Annotated in this window: 15 protein-coding genes and 3 pseudogenes; 9 read left to right on the top strand and 9 right to left on the bottom strand. The window is 43.1% G+C overall.

Translation table 11 applies throughout. The annotated features are described in order from the left end of the window. Positions 1-85: 85 nt before the first annotated feature. The 3 genes from SD31_RS20945 to SD31_RS10460 all read right to left on the bottom strand — a co-directional run bounded on the left by SD31_RS20945 (position 86) and on the right by SD31_RS10460 (position 3,026). The gene (locus SD31_RS20945; protein ID WP_316929850.1) at positions 86-499 is read right to left on the bottom strand and encodes a hypothetical protein; all 414 of its coding nucleotides are present in this window, start codon (positions 497-499) and stop codon (positions 86-88) included. After that, positions 496-2,562 (bottom strand): primosomal protein N', encoded by a 2,067-nt coding sequence (gene priA, locus SD31_RS10455; RefSeq protein WP_316929851.1) that lies wholly within the window; start codon positions 2,560-2,562, stop codon positions 496-498. The genes SD31_RS20945 and priA overlap by 4 nt, the downstream gene beginning before the upstream one ends. A gap of 86 nt (positions 2,563-2,648) precedes the next feature. Beyond that, entirely contained in the window at positions 2,649-3,026 is a 378-nt protein-coding gene (locus tag SD31_RS10460) for a DUF423 domain-containing protein (protein ID WP_039054079.1), read from the bottom strand. 134 nt (positions 3,027-3,160) lie between these two features. Here SD31_RS10460 and SD31_RS10465 point away from each other — a divergent pair, with 134 nt between their 5' ends. The 5 genes from SD31_RS10465 to SD31_RS10485 all read left to right on the top strand — a co-directional run bounded on the left by SD31_RS10465 (position 3,161) and on the right by SD31_RS10485 (position 9,789). Then, positions 3,161-5,788, top strand: a complete 2,628-nt coding sequence (locus SD31_RS10465) for a PQQ-binding-like beta-propeller repeat protein (protein WP_039054080.1) — start codon at positions 3,161-3,163, stop codon at positions 5,786-5,788. 49 nt (positions 5,789-5,837) lie between these two features. Further along, positions 5,838-6,845 carry a DHH family phosphoesterase gene (locus tag SD31_RS10470; RefSeq protein WP_039054081.1) on the top strand — a complete coding sequence of 336 codons (1,008 nt, stop codon included), beginning with the start codon at positions 5,838-5,840 and terminating at the stop codon, positions 6,843-6,845. Between the two features lie 22 nt (positions 6,846-6,867). Then, positions 6,868-7,845 carry an FKBP-type peptidyl-prolyl cis-trans isomerase gene (locus SD31_RS10475; RefSeq protein ID WP_039054082.1) on the top strand — a complete coding sequence of 326 codons (978 nt, stop codon included), beginning with the start codon at positions 6,868-6,870 and terminating at the stop codon, positions 7,843-7,845. Positions 7,846-7,983: 138 nt separating this feature from the next. Next, positions 7,984-8,769 carry a TatD family hydrolase gene (locus tag SD31_RS10480; RefSeq protein WP_039054083.1) on the top strand — a complete coding sequence of 262 codons (786 nt, stop codon included), beginning with the start codon at positions 7,984-7,986 and terminating at the stop codon, positions 8,767-8,769. A 3-nt stretch (positions 8,770-8,772) separates the two neighbouring features. Beyond that, a complete protein-coding gene (locus SD31_RS10485) occupies positions 8,773-9,789 on the top strand; it encodes an asparaginase (RefSeq protein WP_039054084.1) in 1,017 nt (338 codons plus the stop codon). 48 nt (positions 9,790-9,837) lie between these two features. Here SD31_RS10485 and SD31_RS10490 read toward each other — a convergent pair whose 3' ends face one another. The 3 genes from SD31_RS10490 to SD31_RS10500 form a co-directional block, all read right to left on the bottom strand. After that, entirely contained in the window at positions 9,838-10,170 is a 333-nt protein-coding gene (locus SD31_RS10490; RefSeq protein WP_039054085.1) for a hypothetical protein, read from the bottom strand. Then, positions 10,139-11,302 carry a hypothetical protein gene (locus SD31_RS10495; protein WP_039054086.1) on the bottom strand — a complete coding sequence of 388 codons (1,164 nt, stop codon included), beginning with the start codon at positions 11,300-11,302 and terminating at the stop codon, positions 10,139-10,141. The genes SD31_RS10490 and SD31_RS10495 overlap by 32 nt, the downstream gene beginning before the upstream one ends. A 90-nt stretch (positions 11,303-11,392) precedes the next feature. After that, a complete protein-coding gene (locus SD31_RS10500; protein WP_231561454.1) occupies positions 11,393-13,141 on the bottom strand; it encodes an alpha-L-fucosidase in 1,749 nt (582 codons plus the stop codon). Positions 13,142-13,508: 367 nt separating this feature from the next. On the opposite strand from SD31_RS10500, the gene SD31_RS10505 reads away from it, so the two are divergent. After that, positions 13,509-14,681 carry a trans-sulfuration enzyme family protein gene (locus tag SD31_RS10505; protein ID WP_039054087.1) on the top strand — a complete coding sequence of 391 codons (1,173 nt, stop codon included), beginning with the start codon at positions 13,509-13,511 and terminating at the stop codon, positions 14,679-14,681. Positions 14,682-14,699: 18 nt separating this feature from the next. On the opposite strand, the pseudogene SD31_RS10510 reads toward SD31_RS10505, so the two are convergent. From SD31_RS10510 to SD31_RS10520, 3 genes and pseudogenes are all read right to left on the bottom strand, one after another. After that, positions 14,700-15,379, bottom strand: a pseudogene (locus SD31_RS10510) (copper homeostasis protein CutC). Then, positions 15,379-16,362: an isoaspartyl peptidase/L-asparaginase family protein gene (locus SD31_RS10515; RefSeq protein WP_039054088.1), complete on the bottom strand. Its 984-nt coding sequence runs from the start codon at positions 16,360-16,362 to the stop codon at positions 15,379-15,381. The pseudogene SD31_RS10510 and the gene SD31_RS10515 overlap by 1 nt, the downstream one beginning before the upstream one ends. Before the next feature lie 99 nt (positions 16,363-16,461). After that, positions 16,462-18,240, bottom strand: a complete 1,779-nt coding sequence (locus tag SD31_RS10520; protein WP_039054089.1) for an aminopeptidase P family protein — start codon at positions 18,238-18,240, stop codon at positions 16,462-16,464. Positions 18,241-18,382: 142 nt separating this feature from the next. Here SD31_RS10520 and SD31_RS10525 point away from each other — a divergent pair. From SD31_RS10525 to SD31_RS10530, 3 genes and pseudogenes are all read left to right on the top strand, one after another. Continuing rightward, a pseudogene (locus tag SD31_RS10525) lies at positions 18,383-19,485 on the top strand (D-alanyl-D-alanine carboxypeptidase/D-alanyl-D-alanine-endopeptidase). Between the two features lie 17 nt (positions 19,486-19,502). Then, a complete protein-coding gene (locus SD31_RS20270; protein ID WP_262506619.1) occupies positions 19,503-19,715 on the top strand; it encodes a D-alanyl-D-alanine carboxypeptidase in 213 nt (70 codons plus the stop codon). Between the two features lie 204 nt (positions 19,716-19,919). Next, a pseudogene (locus SD31_RS10530) lies at positions 19,920-20,791 on the top strand (malic enzyme-like NAD(P)-binding protein); the annotation flags it as partial.

The following is a 20,791-nucleotide window of genomic DNA, read 5'->3' on the forward strand; positions in this document are numbered from 1 at the left end:
AGCACACAAAGCCGTGAAAAAACCTTTTAATTATTTCTTGATTTTAGAAATAAAAAAAAGCGGGGGGGGTAGTCCCTCGCTTTTTTTAATACGGATCTACATCGATTACCACCCGCACCCCGGCATTCTGCTTATCCAGCTCAAATTGCGTAAGTGTCGCACGGATGATTTCTTTAACCTTATTGATGTTGATATTGACACGTTCTACCTTCAAGGTGATGGTCTGAATATAATGGTTGCGCACCCGCGACACCAATGGAGGCTCGGGCCCCAAAATACGGTTTCCCAACGACACACGTAATAGCTCAGCCAGCTTATGTGCTGAATCTGCTGCCTGCTGTTGGTCTGGATGCTTGACATCCAAGCGGATAATCCGATAGAATGGAGGATAAGCAAAATTTTTCCGCTCGGTAACCTCCTGCATAAACATGCCTTCATAATCGTGGTTTACAACCTGCTCTATAACCCGATGCCCGGGATTATAGGTTTGGATAATCACCCTGCCTTGGTCTTGACGGCGTCCCGCCTTCCCGCCACCTGCGAAAACAGTGAAAAAGCCCTTTCATAAGCACGGAACTCCGGAAAGTTGATGATAGTGTCCGCATTCAAGATACCGATGAGGCTCACCCTGCCAAAGTCCAGACCTTTTGCAACCATCTGCGTACCTATGAGCACATCGTATTCATGGTCATCAAAGGCCGAGATGATGCGCTCAAAGCCATGCTTTCCCTTTGCGGAATCCAAGTCCAAGCGACCTATGCGCAGATCGGGCATCAGGATTTCCAACTCCTCTTCCACACGTTCGGTGCCATAGCCCTTGCTTTCCATATGCGGCATTCCACATGCCGGACATACGCTGACCGTATTTTCCGTATGACCACAATAATGGCAATGCAAAAGGTTGGAAGATTTATGGTAAGTAAGGCTAACGTCACAGTTTATACATTTAGCCACATAACCACAGGTGCTACACTGCACAAAGGGTGTGTGTCCTCTCCGGTTTTGAAAAAGTATGACCTGCTCTTTCTTGGATACAGCTTCCCCTATAGCATCTAACAGGGTTTTGCTGAAATATGACTGCATCTCCCCTTTTCGGGCAGCTTCAGCGATATTGACAATTTCTATGGAAGGGAGTTGAGCCTCACCAAAGCGCTGCAGCAGCTGTACCAAACCATATTTTTTTGCCTTAGCATTATAATAACTTTCTATGGAAGGTGTTGCGGATCCCAACAGCACCTTGGCATGATGCAGATACGCCAAATAAATTGCCGTATCCCGCGCATGATAGCGCGGTGCTGGCTCATACTGCTTATACGAGCTTTCATGTTCCTCATCCACAATAATAAGTCCCAAATCGCGGAAGGGCAAAAAAATGGAAGAACGAGCCCCTATGACGACCTTATATTCATTTTTCAATACCTTATGCCACACCTCCGCTCGTTCGTTATCGTTAAACTTGGAATGATATACTCCCAAATCATTTCCGAAATGTAGCTTGAGCCGCTCGGTAATTTGTGTGGTCAGGGCAATCTCCGGCAGCAAATACAGTACATTCTTCGCTGACTGTAAAGCCTGCTCTATCATGCGGATATAGATTTGTGTCTTTCCCGATGCGGTCACCCCATGTAGCAGGACTACATCTTTCTCCTCAAATTGTTTATTGATTTCCTCGAAAGCTCTCTGCTGCTCCTCACTGAAGGTGAAATCTTTGGTCAGCAACACATCCACCCCTTGAAAGCGGCTGACGACCTGCTCTTGCACCTCAAAAACTCCTTTATCTATCAACGAAGTAATAGCACTGCTACCACATCCACTAGCCTCCATAAGGTCTTGCCGTGTTATATGTTCCTGCATCTTGGAAAGCTGGATATATCCCAGCACGGCATCCTGCTGCTTAGGAGCCCTATTGAGGCTATCCAACAAAAGGTGTAACCCTTCGCCGTCGTTATAGGTAGAAGCTAGGCGGAGGAAAGCTTTCGTCTTGGGCTTATAGCGCTCTTTAATCTCTTCGGAAATGAGAATAAAACCCTGCTCAAAAAGTGATTTCAACAAAGGAAATACCGTCTTCTGCCCCAAAATTTTGGTCACATCCGCCACACTAAGCTCTCCCGCCACATCTAAGGCATCCAACACCAAAAAGGCTTTATCCGACAGCGTACTGCGGTCCAGTTCAGCATTATCTGCCGCAACAATCTTCGTCTCCGACGCCATCTTTAGAGCGGCCGGCAATGCTGCCTGCATCACCTCTCCCAGATGGCACATATAGTAGTCTGCTATCCAATCCCACAACTTAAGCTGGCCCTCATCCACGATAACATAATCATCCACAACATCCAAAATATATTTGGCCTCGTACTTCTCCGGGGCTGCAGTACCAATATCCCTGACAATGGCGGAATATACCTTGTTCTTGCCAAACTGCACAATGACCCGCTTGCCTATCCCAATCTTTTCGTTAAGCTCAAAAGGAACACGATAAGTATAGGTTTTGGCGATAGCCAATGGCAAAATAACATCTACAAAATACGTTTTGCGTTCTGCAAATAAATCCGGATGTGACATAGCACAAATGTAAAGAAAAAGCCTCTGATAGCATTTACCAGAGGCCTTATATTTTCTTGAGACAGATAAAGTCTATGCTCTGTTTTTCAATGTCCGCCACAAAAAGGCCTAATCCATCCTACCATAAAACATACTCCTCCCAGCGGTGTCACCGGCCCTAAAATCGTCAGTCCCGACGCTCCAAGTAGCTCTCGAACACTCAACAGGTACAACGATCCAGAGAACAACAGGATCCCCACAGTAAAGAAGATAAAGGAAACACGGATAGATTGACTCTTGGCTCTTGAAAAGGTAGATAAAAACAACATCGCAAAAGTATGGTAAAAATGATACTGGTTAGCGGTCTTCCATGTACCAATATGGTACTCACTTATTTTGCCTTCCAAACCATGTGCACCAAAAGCCCCCAAAATCACAGCCAAAAGTCCAAAGAATGAAGCTGTAAGAATGATCTGTTTATTCATTAATACTTACTCAGAATTGTTTAAGTTAAAACTAGTGATAAATGTAAATAAAAAAATAATGTAAATCGCTATACTAATTGATTGTTTTTAATTAGGTTTTTCTTCCTTTCAAAGTAATTATTTAGGTTTGTAGAATGAGGAATACAATAATTCTTGCGGTGCTCTTGTTTCTTGGCGTTATCGCTGCCTCGATCTACTATTTCAGTGGACTCAACAGAGAGCAGCACAACACACTCAAACCACTAAAATACTTGCCGGAAAATACTTTCCTCATCGCTTCGATAAAGAACGATGAAGTTACAGACAATATATTCAAAGATTTTGATCTTTTCGATGCTTTATTGGGTAAAAAAGATATCTCCCTCCTAAAGCGATACAAAAATCAGCTACTGCGTCACGATGCGCTGTACGACTACATCGCCGAGCAGGATGTATTCCTTTCCTTCCATCCGGATAAGGATTCGTTGAATCTACTGATTACCATTCCGACCTCCGAAAACATCAGCGAAAGCCAGTTGACCAGCCTGATTAATCAGTTTGCCAAGCACTATAAAATAGGATCGGTCGATACCTTGGGCAACAAAATCACTACTTTAAGTTTCGGCAATCCGGACACCACTTTGTACACGACCTATTATCAACACGTGCTCTTTGCTTCCTCTTCCTTACAGACAATAGTTTCGACATTAAACAAAAGTATTCCTAAACTGTCGGAAAAGCAGATAGACTATTTTATCCATAACAACTCGAAAAACACCCCTTTCAGCGTGTATTTTCCTCATCAAAACTTCCAAGCTCTTGTCAAACATTTCCAGCAGAAGGAGAAAGGTTTTTTCCTTGATCAGTTTTTAGGTCTGGAAGGACAATCCACATGGAACATCAACTTCAAGCAAGATGCACTGATGCTTACCGGCGAAAGCCAGCTTCAACAGACCCAAGGAAACTACATCGCTCTCTTCCGTTATCAAAGCAAAAGAACACAGCGACTTTACAATTTTTTCCCTTCCAATACTGCCGTTTTCATGGAGTATAGCCTCAGCAGCTACCCTAAATTCGCTTCCGACCTCAAAGAGTATTTCGAAGCACGTCAGGAAACAAAAAAGGTAGCTTCTCTGCTTGAGAATCTTGACAAAGAAAATAGCAGCTTGCATAAACTCATAGCAACATGGCAGCATAATTTCGCTGTGGTGGAAATGACCAACCAAAGCCAGCTAGCCTTCGTAGCTTTAAACGACACCACAGCATGGAAAGATGTGGCGTCCTCTCTTCTGGAAGATGCAGGTGATAATATCTACCGCTTCAAGACATCAAACATACTCTACAGTATCTATGGGGAGCCCTTCAAAAATATGAGCCGCCCCTACGTCACACGCGTACAGGACGTATTGGTAATATCCAACATTCTAGCCGATTTAAGATACTATCGTAATAGTTATGACCGTAAAGATCTCCTAACAGGGACCTTAGGATTCAAAAACTTTGAAAAACTACAAGGCAACGAAGCCAACGTAACATTGTTCATTCATAACAAGAACGCCTACTCCAAAATTTTGTATTCCCTTCCCGCGAAGTATCAAAAAAAATTCAGGGATGATGAAAACTATGGTTTCAAGGATTTCTACTCTTGGTCATTACAGCTTTCAGGAAATAACGGAGCTTTCGGTTCACAGCTGTACGCCCTCTACAAAAGCAAAAATGCCTTGGGGGGCACTCCGGAATGGAGTTATCCTCTAGCAAATAAGGCGATCACGGCGCCATACGTCTTCGAACACTCGGACTCCACACAGTTCATCCTTATCCAAGAGCTTGACCACACTCTGCACGCCATCCATCCTAGCGGCACAAAAATGTGGTCTACCGTCATCTCTGGAAGGATTGTGGGAGAAATAAAACAGCTTGAAGACCGCAGCATAATATTTGTCACCGACAAAAACAGATTATACCGTCTCGATACGGACGGAAAAAATAAAAAAGGTTTTTCAAGAGGATTATCCGATACCCCTGTTGCCGCACCACTAGCGGCCACAGCCGCCGGCAAAGAAGCACTGCTCGTCCCTACGAAAAATAAGATTCTTGCCATAGACCTAGACGGAAATATGATAGAAGAGTGGAAAAACATCACGGCTGACGGAACACTATTAGGTGAAGTGCAACAAATTGGTAAAGAATTTGTCATCGCTTCCTCGTACGGACGGATTTACTTCATAAATCAGGATGGCTCCCTGCGTAAGGAGATAGATATCCCCGGTGATGTAGAGTTCAGATTCCCGCTAGGAGTGGTAGACAAAGGTAACAACAGCTACGAGCTATTGGCATATGCTACCAACCATACCTTATATCGAATTGCCGAAGATAAGGTCGTTGACCAGCATACGTTCGACAGCAAAGCAAATAGACATCATGTAGATTTCATCAATATCGCAGGCTCCTCAGCTCCCGAGATGATTCTTATCCACGACAACCGTCTTCAGTTTGTCGACATAGCAAAGAAAGACACGCTTTACGAATATCATTTCACCAAAAACATTGACGATAAACCTCAGTACTTCAGGGATGGAAGGACAAGCAACAGCCTCATCGGCGTAGCTTCCAAAGCAACCAACCTGATATACCTCTTCAGTGGCGACAATACCTTGGTCGAAGGATTCCCTGTAGAAGGACTGCCCCTATTCTATTATGGCAAAATCAATTACAACAGCGAGATATTCCTCCTATGTACACGCAGGGATAAGAAGTTATACGCCTTCAAACATCAAAAATAAATTGAGATAAAGCTATTATTTTTTGTACGTTTGTATTCATGAATATTTTATGTTAAAAGGAGAAGAGAATTTACAACTATTAACCAAACCTAAACGAATAACAATTACTACGCATCATAAACCGGACGGAGATGCTTTAGGTTCTTCGTTAGGACTTTACCATTGGTTGATACAACACAATCATGAGGTTGCTGTGGTCACTTCTTCTGATTTCCCTACCTTTTTGGATTGGATGCCGGGAAGAGAAAAAGTGGTTATCCACGCCGAAAACCCTTCCCTAGCACAAGAGCTGATAGAAAAGGCAGATATTATCTTCTGTTTGGACTATAGCGCTTTGTCGCGCACCAATGTGTTGGAACCTATCATCCGAGATGCCAAAGGACAAAAATGGATGGTAGACCACCACCTCGATCCGGAAGATTTTGCAGACTTAAGCTATTGGGATTCTACCGCCGCAGCGACAGCACAGCTCGTTTACAGCTTCATCACCGACATATGTAAGGATGAAAAAGCTATCAATGCCGATGTGGCAAGTTGTCTCTACGCCGGAATAATGACGGATACCGGTTCTTTCCGATTCCGCTCTACCACCTCGGCAGTACATCATATCATCGCCAAACTTATAGACGCCGGAGCACGCAACTGGGAGATACACGAAAATATTTATAACAGCAATACTGAAAAAAGATTGAAATTTATCGGATATTGTTTATTAAATTGCCTAGAAGTAATTCCGGAATACAATACCGCATTGTTTTCTCTTTCCAAAAGTGACTTGGAAAAGTTCAATGTGAGCACCGGAGATACAGAAGGTTTGGTCAACTACGCCTTGTCTATTAAAGGGATAAGATTAGCAGCACTAATAGTTGACAGAACAGAATTAATTAAATTATCTTTGCGTTCAATCGGCGAAATACCTTGCAATGAAATTTGTAAGAAATATTTCAACGGTGGAGGGCATCTCAACGCTTCCGGAGGCAGCTCAACAGAAGATTTGGCTTCGGTAGTGAATAAGTTTAAATCAATTTTACCTGAATATTCACATTATTTAAAATAGTAAATAAGTATTAATCAATAAAATGAAAAAATCAATTTTTTTAATGGCTGCAGCCGTAGGTTTAATGACCACAGCATGCCAAAACTTCAAAAAAGGAGATGGAGGTTTAGAGTATAAAATCGTTAAGGACAACGGTAAACCAAAAATCCAGGCAGAAGACTATGTGATTTATGACATGGAAGTACTCTCTGACCGCAACGACTCATTAATCAACAGTACTTTCGAATTGGGTTTGCCTAGCGCCTTGAAAATCGCTCCAGATTCTGTTCCGGGACGTTACAAAGGAGACTTCATCACAGCCTTCACTTACTTAGGAGAAGGAGACAGCGCAGTATTCCGTTTGAATTTGGATACCGCAGCAGCAAAATCCGGCCAGCCTAAGATGCCTTTCGCGGACAAATATGTCACTATCAAATTATCTATCCGCAAACACCTGTCGAAAGCTAGCTACAACGACTCTACAGCTTCTGCAGAGTTGAACAAGTTCTTCGACGCTGAATTGAAAAAATTAGAAACGGCAGAACCAGCTAAAATCGAAAAATATATCGCTTCTAATAAACTACAACCTAAGAAAACGGCTAGTGGCCTTCAATACGTTGTAACCTCTGAAGGTAAAGGTGCAAAACCTGTAGATGGCGATACCGTGTATGTAAACTATGTGGGTAAACTGACTAGCGGCAAAGTGTTTGATACATCTATCAAAGAAGAAGCGGAGAAAGCTAAATTACCTGTAAACCCTATGCGTACTTTCGAACCTATCAAATTCGTGTTAGGTGTAGACCCTATTATTCCTGCATGGGTGGAAGGTCTTAAGTTGATCAACCAAGGTTCTAAAGCGACCTTAATCATCCCTTCTAGTCAGGCTTACGGCGCTAACGGACAACCTCAAGGTAAAATTCCTCCTTACGCACCGTTGATCTTCGACTTGGAACTAGTGAAAGTAGTGAAAGGCAAAGCGCCAGAGCAAAATCCTCAGGCATCAGCCCCAGCGCAAAACTAGTTAAACAGTAAATACTTATTCAGTCTATATTTTAAGACTTTATAAATAAAAACACGATTTTGTTGATAAAATCGTGTTTTTCTATTTCCTGTTAACCAGTATATTATCAATTTCTTATTTTTACGCCAATTTGAAAACATGGAAATCTCCAACGACATCATACTCACCGACACGCATACACATATCTACTATCATCTAGGTACGGAAAAGCTGGATCAGCAAATACAACGTTGCCTTGATCACCATATCAAAAGACTTTTTTTACCTAACGTAGATACGGAATCCATAGACGCGGTGTTTGGAACGGCGAAGCGCTATCCAGACCTCTGTTTTCCTATGCTGGGCTTGCATCCCTGCAGCGTAAAAGAAAACTTTAAAGGGGAGCTGCAAACCATCCATGAGGCTATAGAGAAATCAAAAATCTATGCTATCGGCGAAATAGGAATTGATCTTTATTGGGATAAAAGCACCTTAGCTTGGCAACAGCAAGCTTTCCGCACACAGATACAATGGGCCAAAGAGATGTCCCTACCTATCGTTATCCATTGTCGGGAGGCTTTTGACGAAGTATTTGAGGTGTTGGATGAGATGAATGATGAAAAGCTGTTTGGAATCTTCCACTGCTTCACGGGAACTTTGGATCAGGCCCATAGAGCCATAAATCTGGGATTCAAACTGGGGATAGGTGGTGTGGTGACATTCAAAAAAGCAGGCTTGGATGCCGTAGTCAAAGAAATAGATCTACAACATATAGTATTGGAAACGGATGCCCCTTATCTGGCACCAACTCCTTATAGAGGGAAAGAGAACGAAAGTTCTTATCTCATTTACGTCGCTCAGAAAATGGCCGAACTGCACAACCTCAGCGTTGAAGAGATAGCAGCCATAACGACACAAAATTCAAAAGAGATTTTTGGCATTTAGAACATGAATATTTTCATCATATATACGGGCGGTACAATAGGGATGGTTCAGGACCACTCAGGAACTTTTGTGCCTTTCGACTTCGAACTGATCAAAAACAACCTTCCCGACTTAAGCAGGCTGGATTATAAACTTACCGTACACTCCTTCAACCCTATCATCGATTCTTCCAATATGACTCCTGAAATATGGATCCAAATGGCAGAATTGATTCGGGATAATTATGACGAGTATGACGGGTTTGTCATCCTTCACGGCTCGGATACCATGGCCTTCTCGGCTTCCGTGTTAAGCTTCCTGCTGGAAGGTCTCCAAAAGCCGGTAATCTTTTCGGGCTCACAACTTCCTATCGGTGAAATACGTACCGACGCCCGCGAAAACATGATGACAGCCTTGGAAATTGCCTCCGCAAAACATAATGGCAGATCTATCGTACAAGAGGTGTGCATCCTCTTCGACAATAAGCTGTTCCGCGGCAACCGTGCTTTCAAATACAACTCCGCAAAATTCGAAGCTTTCCGCTCACCAAACTATCCTGTCCTCGCTGAAGCAGGCATACATCTGAAATATAATTTCGATGCGCTGATGAACAACTCGGATAAAGAGTTTATCTGCCACAACAATTTGGATAACAGAGTAGCGGTATTAAAGCTTTTTCCGGGCATAAGCCCCTCTACTGTAAAGTCTATCCTTGATCTCGATGTGCGCTCCATCGTCATGGAAACCTTCGGCTCCGGCAATACCACTACCGAAAAATGGTTTTTGGACCTTCTCGAAAATGCTATCAAACAAGGGAAAAATATTCTCAATATATCGCAATGTAAGGTAGGTTCCGTAGAGCTGGGAAGATACGAAACTAGCAAAGGACTGAAAGATATAGGCGTGCTCAATGGATATGACATGACTTTTGAGGCCGCAGTAACAAAGCTGATGTACCTCCAAGGCGAGCTCATGGACCAACAGGCCGTAGCCTATTGGATAGAAAAAGACATACGTGGAGAACTCACTGTCAACGACTAAAACTACTACATACGCCAAAGCCCCACTAATCGGGGCTTTAGCTTTATTTTAGAAAGTATCTGTCAAAGAACCCTCCCAATTTTCATTTTTGATAATCTGGAAGCCTACGGGCCATGTCAGCTCATTGAGCAGCTCTCCCCGAAAGACAAGCTGCATATTATTCTTCAAAAAGCTTCCAAGCTGGAATGTACGCAATAATCCATTTGCACCATATACCTCCACCTGATAGAGCACAGGCTTGGTCTCCTGCAGCAATCCCAAAAACTGATTGAAGACCACCTGCTTATTGGTACTAAAATCTTCCGTAAAGGTTATACTCGTCTGATCCAATATTGGATTGGAAGCAAAGCTACCGAATGGAGCATAAAAAAAATGGTTCATGCTGCTGTGTGACCACCAACTCCTTTACCAATGACAAATCTCCGGCATCCGTAAATTCTATCTTAATTTGGCTGAAAAGACGTGTCAGCAGTATGGGCTGCACCTGCTCTCCACTTACCGTAAGGGTACCAACGTACCCAAAAATATCGGCCTCGTGGTTAGAAAATAGATTCGAGCAATATATATCCGCTGCCTTTTCAATAGAAGAAGGGAAAATCAATGGGCTTTGAGAAGTGTTGGAAACAAAAAAGACATCATACTCTCCCATTGGAAGCTGAACCTGAAGCTGCATATCTTCCGAAAAGTCCACAACCCCTACACTTTTTACCCCTGGCTTATCCTTATGGAAAATAAAATAGTACAGCTCGTTAATGGGTTGTGGATGTGTGAAAGTAGATGCCTCCCCCACAAGTCTGATATTATCCAACCTGACTACTCCCTGCGACTCATTATATTCGCCAGAACTTCCCCGTTCTCCTGCCTTCATCACCAGCTTCATCCAAAGCTCCTCACCCTGTATAGATATGGTATCCAGCTCATACGAAAAACTGTTTTTCGTATTGGAAGTTACATTTCCAAACTGGTTGTTCAACGCTAGCGCCACATAATTATCTCCCTCATCAATGCTATAATAAATCTCAAAATCCTTAGGCCCGGTATTGGTACTTGTAATATCAAAGGCAAACGACCGAATAGCAATAACATCGTGGATAGGCATTTTGATAAACACCTCCCTCGCTCCCGTCATGCTCACGGATTTGCCGGCAGCGAAATCTTCAAAAGCAAAACCATTAGCATTGAAATTGGTCGGCACTATGCCATTATTGTAGGTTATGGAAGGTTCTGCCCTATAATCATATTTGATATCCGGATTTATACTTTCATTATTAAAACTCCAGAAATACAGGTATCCATCACCTACATTAGGGGTTGTGGAAGCCAGCAATGCCCCACCGGAAGAAGAATTTACTGCCAAATACCTGCTGGTATTGGAGAATTGATGGATAGCAAAAGTGACAGAATAGGCTAACTCATCATCATCACGGACTATACTATCTTTTTTACAGGAAACGGCTAATAATAAGATGAATACTAAAGCTAGCCCATTCAATAAATGAACTATACTTTTCATATCTTATTACTTTTTAACTTAAATTAATGATTTTTTTACATTAAAATCAAGTTTCTTCGAACAAAAAGTATAGTTCAAACTTAATACTGCTTATTTATAAAAAGCTAAATCCTTAAACGTAATTTCTGAATTTTCCAGAGCCACAACTTTAATAAACTTCGCATCTATTGTTTTGCCGAATTCAACGATTTGCTGTACAGGATTAGCCAGAATATTGGAAAACTCGCCTCGCGTCACGCTGCTCCATGTTTTACCGTCATCACTGCTGTAGATAGCATATTTTATGACTATACCTTCCTTACGACCATCCTGCCGTGGCTCATACACCATCTTGGTCACCGAACCATCTAGCTTGAACACCATCTCATTTCCCTTAATAACAAAAAGTGAGCGTTCGATGTCCTTTTTTGTTTTCTCTTTATTCACAAAGGAATAGCTCTGTCTTTCATTATTCTCCATAGCCGGAGAATCGAAGAAAAACGGTTCTTTAAACTCTTTAAACAAGGCAAAGTCACTCAAAGTAGGTTCTACTGGAGCAAAAAGACAGATCTTAAGCTTCGAAGTCTTTATAGGCTCAGACAATTTTATCAATCGGTTCGCACCTATGCTTGTTGCCGATGCTACATGCTGCCATTGCTGATTTTTCCAGATCCATACCTGAACAGAATCCATGCGCTGTCCCAGCTTGATGTTTTCACGCAACCGTATGATATCAAATTCTTTCTCACCATCCAATGTGACCTCAATCTCGGGAGTGAAAACGCCATCCTCCGGTGCGTAATAGCTATATCTGTCACCGTCGAAAATGTTGGCGGGAGCAAACGCCGCACTGTTGCCTCTCAAAGAGGTGGAGGTGGCTACAGCCCCTTTAGCAAGATTGGTCTCAAAGGTCTTCCGCAACTTTCTTCCGAAATATTGCAGAGCCTTCACGTCGTTAGGATGCAATATACCTTCGGGCATAGGAGCCAAGCCCAAATTCATATTTGCTCCGCGACCTACCGATTTAAGATAGATTTCGAAGAGCTGTTCGGGAGTTTTTACGCGCAAATCCTGATTTTTATGGTAAAACCACCCGTCCCGCAAAGGAACATCACATTCTGCCGGAATCCAAAAGCGGCCAAAGCGATCGCCTGTAGGTAGATTGTGTTCTTCTACCGCTCCGGGCACAGGCTTAGCTCCATTAAGGCCTATTGGGGTAATCGTTGCCCACGAGGTTTCCGCCGCATATCCCTTTTCGTTGCCTACCCATCTCATATCGGGCCCTACATCAGAAAAGATACAGGCCATAGGCTGCAACTTACGAACTATAGCCCACGTCTTTTCCTCCCACTCGTAATAAGTTGTACGATCTATAATACGTTTTTCTTTACGTCCGCCATAGTATCCATCACCGCCGTTAGCACCATCGTGCCATGAGGTAAACAGCTCGCCGTAATTGCTCATCAGCTCCGTAAGCTGCTCCCGGTATGCCTCCGCATATGCCGGAGTGCCATACCTTGTATCGTTACGGTCCCACGCCGAAAGATAGACACCAAACTTCAATCCGTTTTCTCGACTGGCCTCCATAAATTCACGCACCATATCGCCTTTACCATTTTTCCATGGCGAACGGGCTATACTATAGGTTGTCGTTTTGGTGGGCCACAGGCAAAAGCCGTCATGATGCTTCGCCACACTGATCAGCCCTCTGAAGCCTGCCGAAGCGGCAGCACGTGCTATCTGATGTGCGTCAAAATGAGAAGGATTGAAAATAGCAGGATCCGCATCTCCAAAACCCCATTCTTTATCTTGAAAAGTTGTTGGACGTATAATGAATAAGACAATACATCTCCATTTCATGCCAGCGTAGCTGACGTTCCGTAGGAACAGCACCAAAAGGCTTCGGTGCCTCCTGCGCCCACAGAAAAGACGCTGAACCCAAAACAAGAATTTGTGTTACTAAAATCTTATTTAAAGAGGAGAATTTTCTCATAGACAATACCATTTTAAGACTTATAATCGGTGATTCGTTGTAAACGCTATTTTTCCCTTAAAATATGAATTTATATTTATTTGTAACTATAAAGAAAAATTAAATTATTCTCCTAGCATAATATATCAAATTCATTATGTCAAAGAATTTATATCTACGCTTTACAAAATTTGAAAATTTTAGCCTATAAAATGACAAATTTTCAAACAACAAATCCTTAACTTTACCACTGTTATGAAAAAAGATCAATCCAGAATAATCCGTGAGCAAGCTCCGCGTTCAGCTACACGGGAACACTCTGTACCCTTATATCTTACATCCAGCTTCATCTTCGACAGTGCGGAACAAGGTAGGGCAATCTTCGCAGAAGAAGAGGAAGGGATGGTTTACTCTCGCTACGCAAACCCTAACACTACTGAATTTATCAATCGTGTATGTACTTTAGAACAAGCTGAGGCAGGGCTAGCATTTTCTTCTGGAATGGCAGCAGTATTTGCTTCTTTTGCTGCTTTCATAGAAAATGGCGATCATATTGTTTCAAGCCGCGCAATATTCGGCTCTACCCACCAGTTGTTGACACAGCTGTTTCCTAAATGGGGAATCTCCTACACTTATGTCCACTCCTCCAATATCGAAGAGTGGGAAAAGGCCATCCAGCCCAACACCAAAATCGTATTCTTGGAATCTCCTTCCAATCCAGGATTGGAATTGTACGATTTGGAGGCTCTAGGGAAACTCAAAGAAAAACATCCACATATAATTTTTTCCATCGATAATTGTTTTGCTACCCCGTACCTCCAAAAACCTTTAAAATACGGCTTTGACTTAGCCATACATTCTGCAACCAAATATATGGACGGACAGGGACGCGTCCTAGGAGGGGTAATTGCAGGGAAACAAGAGCTAATCAATAAGCTGATGTTCTTCATACGTCATACCGGCCCTGCCATGTCGCCTTTCAATGCGTGGATACTATCAAAAAGCTTGGAGACATTAGGCCTTCGTATGGATAGACATTGCTCCAACGCATTGGCATTAGCCGAAACGCTGGAAAAACATCCGGAAATAGAGCAGGTAAAATATCCGTTCTTACCTTCCCATCCACAGTACGAACTGGCGAAAAAACAGATGAAAGCCGGCGGTGGTATCGTTACATTTGATGTTAAAGGAGGAAAGGAAAGAGCCTTCCGCTTTATTGATGCATTAGAGATGATTCGTTATACTTCAAATCTGGGAGATTCACGAACCATAGCTACCCATCCGGCAACCACAACACATGCCAAACTGAAAGAAGAAGAACGTGTCTCCTTGGGAATTAATCCCGGCACCATACGCCTTTCAGTAGGACTGGAAGATCAGGAAGATATTATAGGTGATATCCTACAAGCATTGGAAAAATCAAAATAGCAAAATAGCAAGGGGTTCTCAAACCCCTTGCTTATTTAAAAGAGTCTTTAATCTGTGCACTTCTTGCGGGTCCGCAATGTCACTATTATCGGTAATGGCTGAGGAGTGGAAGTATGAAGCTCCTGTTTCATGCAACAATTGCTCTATATTCGATGAACGTACACCTCCACCCGGCATGACTACAATTCTATCTCCCGCCTGCTGTACTAACGCTTTAAGGTATACAAACCTTTGTCCACATTAGAGGTACATCCTGAAGTAAGCACCGTAGTAAAGCCACAGGAAATCACCTCTTCAAGGGCTGCCCTATAGTCCGGTACATCATCAAAAGCCCGATGAAATGTACATGACGCAGGAGACGCTAGCTCCACCAACTCTTTGTTCAACACGGTATCCACCGTATTGTCTTCATTAAGAATGCCGAAAACAAAACCATCTACTCCTAGCTTTTTAAAAGTGATAATGTCGGTCTTCATCTGTTCCAGCTCTTCGGCAGAATAAACGAAATTGCCCCCCCGTGGTCGTATCATCACATTCAGTTTGATATGCAATGCATCCCGCACATACTGAACATCCTCTAAGAAAGGAGTGGTACCTCCCACTTCCATTCCTGCACACAGCTCCACCCTATCAGCGCCGTTAGCCTGTGCCACTAAAGCTGAGTTGTTGTTGAAACAAGCTATTTCAAGTTTTGCCATTAGCTGTTCAGATAAGATTTTCCTTTGATAAGTTCATTGCCCTGCCTATCGTATTTGGCGAAACTAAAACCGCCATGGATACAATAAGCACCATAATCTCCCGCTTTGTTGAGTGCGATGAAGCCCACCTGTGTATGGGTTAAAGTTTTTTCTCTTTTCTCTATAAACTTCACTATTCGCCGTACAGCCTCCTCACATGCCTGCTGAGGCGTCCTTCCTTGGCGCATCAGCTCTACGACCAGATGAGATCCAACCGTACGTATTACTTCCTCACCATGGCCTGTTGCCGTGGCGGCGCCCACCTCATTATCTACATAGAGTCCGGCTCCGATAATAGGGGAATCACCCACACGACCATGCATCTTGAAAGCCATACCACTCGTGGTACATGCTCCGGAAAGATTACCGTGAACATCGAGGGCTATCATGCCTATAGTGTCGTGATTTTCAATATTGACCACCGGTTCATATTTGGCTGTCTTCAACCATTCCTTCCATTCCTTTTCCGACGCCTCGGTAAGCAAGTTTTCTTCCTTAAATCCCTGTTCTCTAGCGAACTGCAAAGCACCCTCCCCTACTAACATCACATGAGGTGTCTTTTCCATCACAGCACGTGCCACGGAGATAGGATGTTTTATGTTTTGAAGGGCTGCTACCGATCCTATATTGGCATTTTCATCCATGATGCATGCATCCAAGGTCACCTTTCCGTCACGGTCCGGACGACCGCCATATCCCACGCTGCGCTCTTCCGGATCGGCTTCTGTAACCCGAACCCCTTGCTCTACAGCATCCAATGCCCTGCCTCCCGCACCTAAAATTTGCCATGCCGCCTCATTGGCCTTAAGTCCAAAATCCCAAGTCGACAAAACTATAGGCTTGTTCGCCACAGCAGCTTCCCTTCCTCTGGAAAACAAGGGCGCCAACGTAACAGCCAAAGAAGAAACACCCAACTTCTGTAAGAAAGTTCTACGTGTGGTCATAATCAGCTTTTTTTAACGTTCCGAATACGAATATTTGTTTATAATACGGTTAAAATTGTAAAAGGGATAAACCATTTTATCCCTTTATACTTATGATTGTTAAATAGCTTTAGTCTTTTGTGCTAACCACTCCTTTTCAGCCTGAGACAGATGTGGCGACAACATATCAAACACCCACTGGTTATAGTTGTTCAGCCAATCAATATGGGTTTGGTCTAGCAACTCCTTATTCACCAAGGCCGTATCAATATAGCAGATGGTCAATGTTTCGAAATGCATAAAATCACCGAAAATGCTGCTATAATACTTACGTGCCAAGACTAAGTTTTCGATGCGGATGCCGTGCTTACCTTCTCTATACAATCCAGGCTCTATAGAAGTAATCATACCTTCTTCGATGGCAATATCCACATTGGTAGGATTGAACACGTGTGGACCTTCGTGCACGTTTAGAAAAAAGCCGATACCGTGCCCCGTGCCATGGCCATAGTTACGCAATGTTGCCCAGATAGGACGTCTTGTGATAGCGTCAATCTGATAGCCTTTAGATCCTACAGGGAAGATAGCCTGACTACCTTCGATGGTACCTTTGAGCACTATGGTATAGTCATCTTTTTCCTCTTGGGTGATGTTGCCTAATGACACCACGCGTGTAATATCTGTTGTTCCTGTGCGATACTGACCACCAGAATCCACGAGCAACAAGCCCTCAGGTTTTAACGTATAATTACTTTGTTCGGTAGCATGGTAATGCGGCAAGGCACCGTGCTCCAAATACCCTGCTATCGTGCTGAAGCTAACATCTACAAATCCGGGTTGCTCGGCACGGAAAGCCTGCAACTTCTCCGCAATAGAGATCTCGGACAGCTCCTCTTTTCCTACAGTTTCTTCTAGCCATTTGAAAAATTTGGTCAAAGCAATACCGTCATAAATCATGGTCTGGCGGATGTGATTCAGCTCTACCTCATTCTTTACAGCTTTCAGACTTGTAGAAGGATTTATTTTTTCGACAATTTTTACCGAAGAAGGAATACTGTCGTAAATCGCAAAACAAGTGCGTTTAGGATCGATAAGAATAGATGAGCTTGTAATATGCTTCACAAAATCGAAAGCGTGCTCATAAGGTTTTACCTGCACCCCATGACCGTTGAGCGCAGCTATATCTTGTTCATCCAACTTACCTTCCGAAATGAACAGGATAGCCTCCTGCTGCGACACGTACACAAAAGATAACACAACAGGATTGCATGGCACATCTTGACCACGAATATTAAGTAGCCAAGCCACATCATCTAACGAGGAGATAAAGTGACTTTCTACACGACTTTTGGCCATAATCTGACGTACGGCCTCCAACTTAGACGTAGTAGACTGGCCTGTTGTTTTCTCATCCAAAAGGAATGCTTTTACCTGTGGCAGAGCTGGACGGTCGTCCCAGATAGAGGACAGCAAATCCGTATGGCCATCCACCTCAATCTGAAGAGGTTCCAATGTGTTTTTCACTGTCTGCGCTACAAGTAAGGATGCCAAATTGCCGTCGAAAGCAACCTTGGCACCAGCAGACAACTTTTCTGCTAGCCATTCCGCATATTCTGCTGCTCCCTGAATCCTAAGCTTCACCAACTCAAAGCCGGACCCTTGCAACTGCTCATTTGCCTGAACAAAATATCGTGCATCAGTCCATAATCCCGCAAAGTCATGCGTGATAACCAAAGTTCCGGCCGAACCCGTAAATCCTGAAACCCAGGCAATACATTTATATCTATCAGGAAGATACTCACTGATATGAGGATCTGATGATGGTATAATGTAAGCATCTATGCCCTGTTGGCGCATAGCTTCTCTGATCTTTCCTAATCTTTCTAAATGCTTTGACATGCTATTAACTATTATACTGATTGCAAGTTAAAAAATTATATAACCAATTTATAATAACCACATCATACAATACACTATTTTTACAATAGAGGACCTTCAATCCTTATCGGTAAAACGTATATTTGCCCTATACCTTTATCTTATGAAGAAGAATATACTACTTGTTGCATCGGCTTTACTTTCTACAATAATTAACATACAAGCCCAAACCACCAAACAAAAGCTAGAGCAAAATTTCGCTACTTTTACAAAAAGCCCTTCGCTCGCAAACGGCATAGCCTCCCTGCATGTCATCAATTCCGAAACGGGCGAGACGGTGTTTGAAAAAAATGCTTCCATAGGACTTCCTACTGCCTCCACTTTGAAAGTCATCACCTCCATAACGGCATTGGATATTCTTGGTAAGGACTTTACCTACAAAACCTCCTTATCGTACGCCGGAGAGATAGATTCCCTAGGCATATTACATGGGGATATCATCATCCATGGAGAAGGAGACCCCACCTTAGGCAGTCACCGCTACGAAAGTACCAAAGAAGACGTTATCCTCAACAAATGGAAAAAAGCAATCCTTGACGCAGGTATTAAATACGTCGAGGGACGCATCATCGCCGACGACAGACTTTACCAAGCATGGATATGCCGGGCGGATGGATATGGACCGATATGGGAAATTATTACGGCGCAGGAATTTCTTCGCTAAACTGGAGAGAGAACCAAACCGGTGTCAACTTTTCGGTCACAACACTAAATCAGCCGGCACCTATTGCCAACTTCACTTCCGACATAAGCTATCTAAAAGTTATTAACCATGTTACCACCGGAAGAAAGGGCTCCGGAGATAATGTATATGCCTATTCTGCACCTTATAGCGAAAAGATAGTCATCAAGGGTACTTACGGTTTAGACCTTAAAAAGACTATTGAAATTTCAATTCCTGATGCGGCCTACGACTTAGCATACAACCTTAACAAAGTTTTGTTACAGGACAGCATTATCGTTGCGCAAGGCATTACGACGGGACAGCGCCTCTTCGAAGAGGGATTGTCCGTTCCCACAAAAACAAAAACCATCAACGTACATACCTCTCCTGCTCTACACGAAATAGTGTATTGGTTCAACCAACGCAGTATTAATCTTTATGGAGAAGCATTACTGAAAAGCATTGCATATATTACGGGAGGAAAAACATCAACCTATGATGGCGCTCAAATACGTAAAAAAAATATTGGGAGCAGCGCCTAAAACTAAGCCCTTCAGAGTTGGATATCATCGACGGTTCCGGCCTTTCACCACAAAACAACGTCACCACCCGCGCGATGAACCAGATCATGCAATATGCACTGAAAAGACCTTGGTTCCCGGAATTCCAAAAAAGTCTTCCCACCTACAACGACATGACCATGAAAAGCGGAACCATCGGAGGCACATTAGGCTATACGGGATATCATACTGCCAAGGATGGCAAAAAATAACACCTTCTCCCTGCTCGTTTACAACTATTATCGCAGCGCAGCAGATATGAGAAGACAAATGTTTGAACTACTCAACACCCTAAAATAATAGTAATTATTTTTCTTAGTTATTAGTTTGTGATACATTTGTGGATTAAGTAAGAAACCAAAAAATAAATATGAGCAAATATTAACAGAAAAAAGGATGCCCTAAATTATCATGCTATGGGGCGCCCGGGAAAGATTGCGGTTGTTCCTACAAAACCTTATAACTCACAACGTGACTTATCATTAGCATATTCACCAGGTGTTGCTGAACCTTGTTTAGCTATCGCCAACAACCCTGAAGATGCTTATAAATATACAACCAAAGGAAACCTTGTTGCCGTTATCAGCAACGGCACAGCGGTATTAGGACTTGGAGATATTGGCGCTCAGGCCGGCAAGCCTGTAATGGAAGGAAAAGGACTTCTCTTCAAGATATTTGCTGACATTGATGTATTCGACATCGAGTTGGATACGAAAAATGTGGACGAATTCGTAAATATCGTCAAAGCCCTAGAACCTACCTTCGGAGGTATCAACTTAGAAGATATCAAAGCTCCTGAATGCTTCGAAATCGAAAGACGTCTTAAAGAAGAATTGAATATTCCGGTGATGCACGATGACCAGCACGGTACAGCCATCATCTCGGGAGCAGCATTGATCAACGCATGCGAACTGCAACAAAAGAATATCGCAGACGTAAAAATCGTAGTGAATGGTGCCGGTGCTGCTGCTATATCTTGTACGGCAATGTATGTGGCTATAGGTGCTAAAAAGGAAAATATAGTCATGCTGGACAGCAAGGGTGTAATCCGAAAAGATAGAGCACACCTGGATACTAGTAAAGCCGAGTGGGCAACAGACAGAGACATCCACACATTAGAAGAAGCGGTAAAGGATGCTGATGTATTTATTGGTCTTTCAGCAGCAGATGTGCTCACGCCCGAAATGCTGAAAACTATGGCTCCTCGCCCTATCGTATTGGCTATGGCTAACCCTAACCCTGAAATAGCATACGACTTGGCCGTACTACTCGCGACGACATCATCATG

Source organism: Sphingobacterium sp. T2, from assembly GCF_000814685.1.
Taxonomy (GTDB): domain Bacteria; phylum Bacteroidota; class Bacteroidia; order Sphingobacteriales; family Sphingobacteriaceae; genus Sphingobacterium; species Sphingobacterium thermophilum.

Coding starts and splice junctions, on each gene's coding strand:
- SD31_RS10485 (WP_039054084.1), top strand. CDS start 8,773: ATGAATATTTTCATCATATATACGGGCGGTACAATAGGGATGGTTCAG.
- SD31_RS10505 (WP_039054087.1), top strand. CDS start 13,509: ATGAAAAAAGATCAATCCAGAATAATCCGTGAGCAAGCTCCGCGTTCA.
- SD31_RS10475 (WP_039054082.1), top strand. CDS start 6,868: ATGAAAAAATCAATTTTTTTAATGGCTGCAGCCGTAGGTTTAATGACC.
- SD31_RS10515 (WP_039054088.1), bottom strand. CDS start 16,362: ATGACCACACGTAGAACTTTCTTACAGAAGTTGGGTGTTTCTTCTTTG.
- SD31_RS10480 (WP_039054083.1), top strand. CDS start 7,984: ATGGAAATCTCCAACGACATCATACTCACCGACACGCATACACATATC.
- SD31_RS10460 (WP_039054079.1), bottom strand. CDS start 3,026: ATGAATAAACAGATCATTCTTACAGCTTCATTCTTTGGACTTTTGGCT.
- priA (WP_316929851.1), bottom strand. CDS start 2,562: ATGTCACATCCGGATTTATTTGCAGAACGCAAAACGTATTTTGTAGAT.
- SD31_RS10495 (WP_039054086.1), bottom strand. CDS start 11,302: ATGAAAAGTATAGTTCATTTATTGAATGGGCTAGCTTTAGTATTCATC.
- SD31_RS10490 (WP_039054085.1), bottom strand. CDS start 10,170: ATGAACCATTTTTTTTATGCTCCATTCGGTAGCTTTGCTTCCAATCCA.
- SD31_RS10500 (WP_231561454.1), bottom strand. CDS start 13,141: ATGAAATGGAGATGTATTGTCTTATTCATTATACGTCCAACAACTTTT.
- SD31_RS10520 (WP_039054089.1), bottom strand. CDS start 18,240: ATGTCAAAGCATTTAGAAAGATTAGGAAAGATCAGAGAAGCTATGCGC.
- SD31_RS10470 (WP_039054081.1), top strand. CDS start 5,838: ATGTTAAAAGGAGAAGAGAATTTACAACTATTAACCAAACCTAAACGA.
- SD31_RS10465 (WP_039054080.1), top strand. CDS start 3,161: ATGAGGAATACAATAATTCTTGCGGTGCTCTTGTTTCTTGGCGTTATC.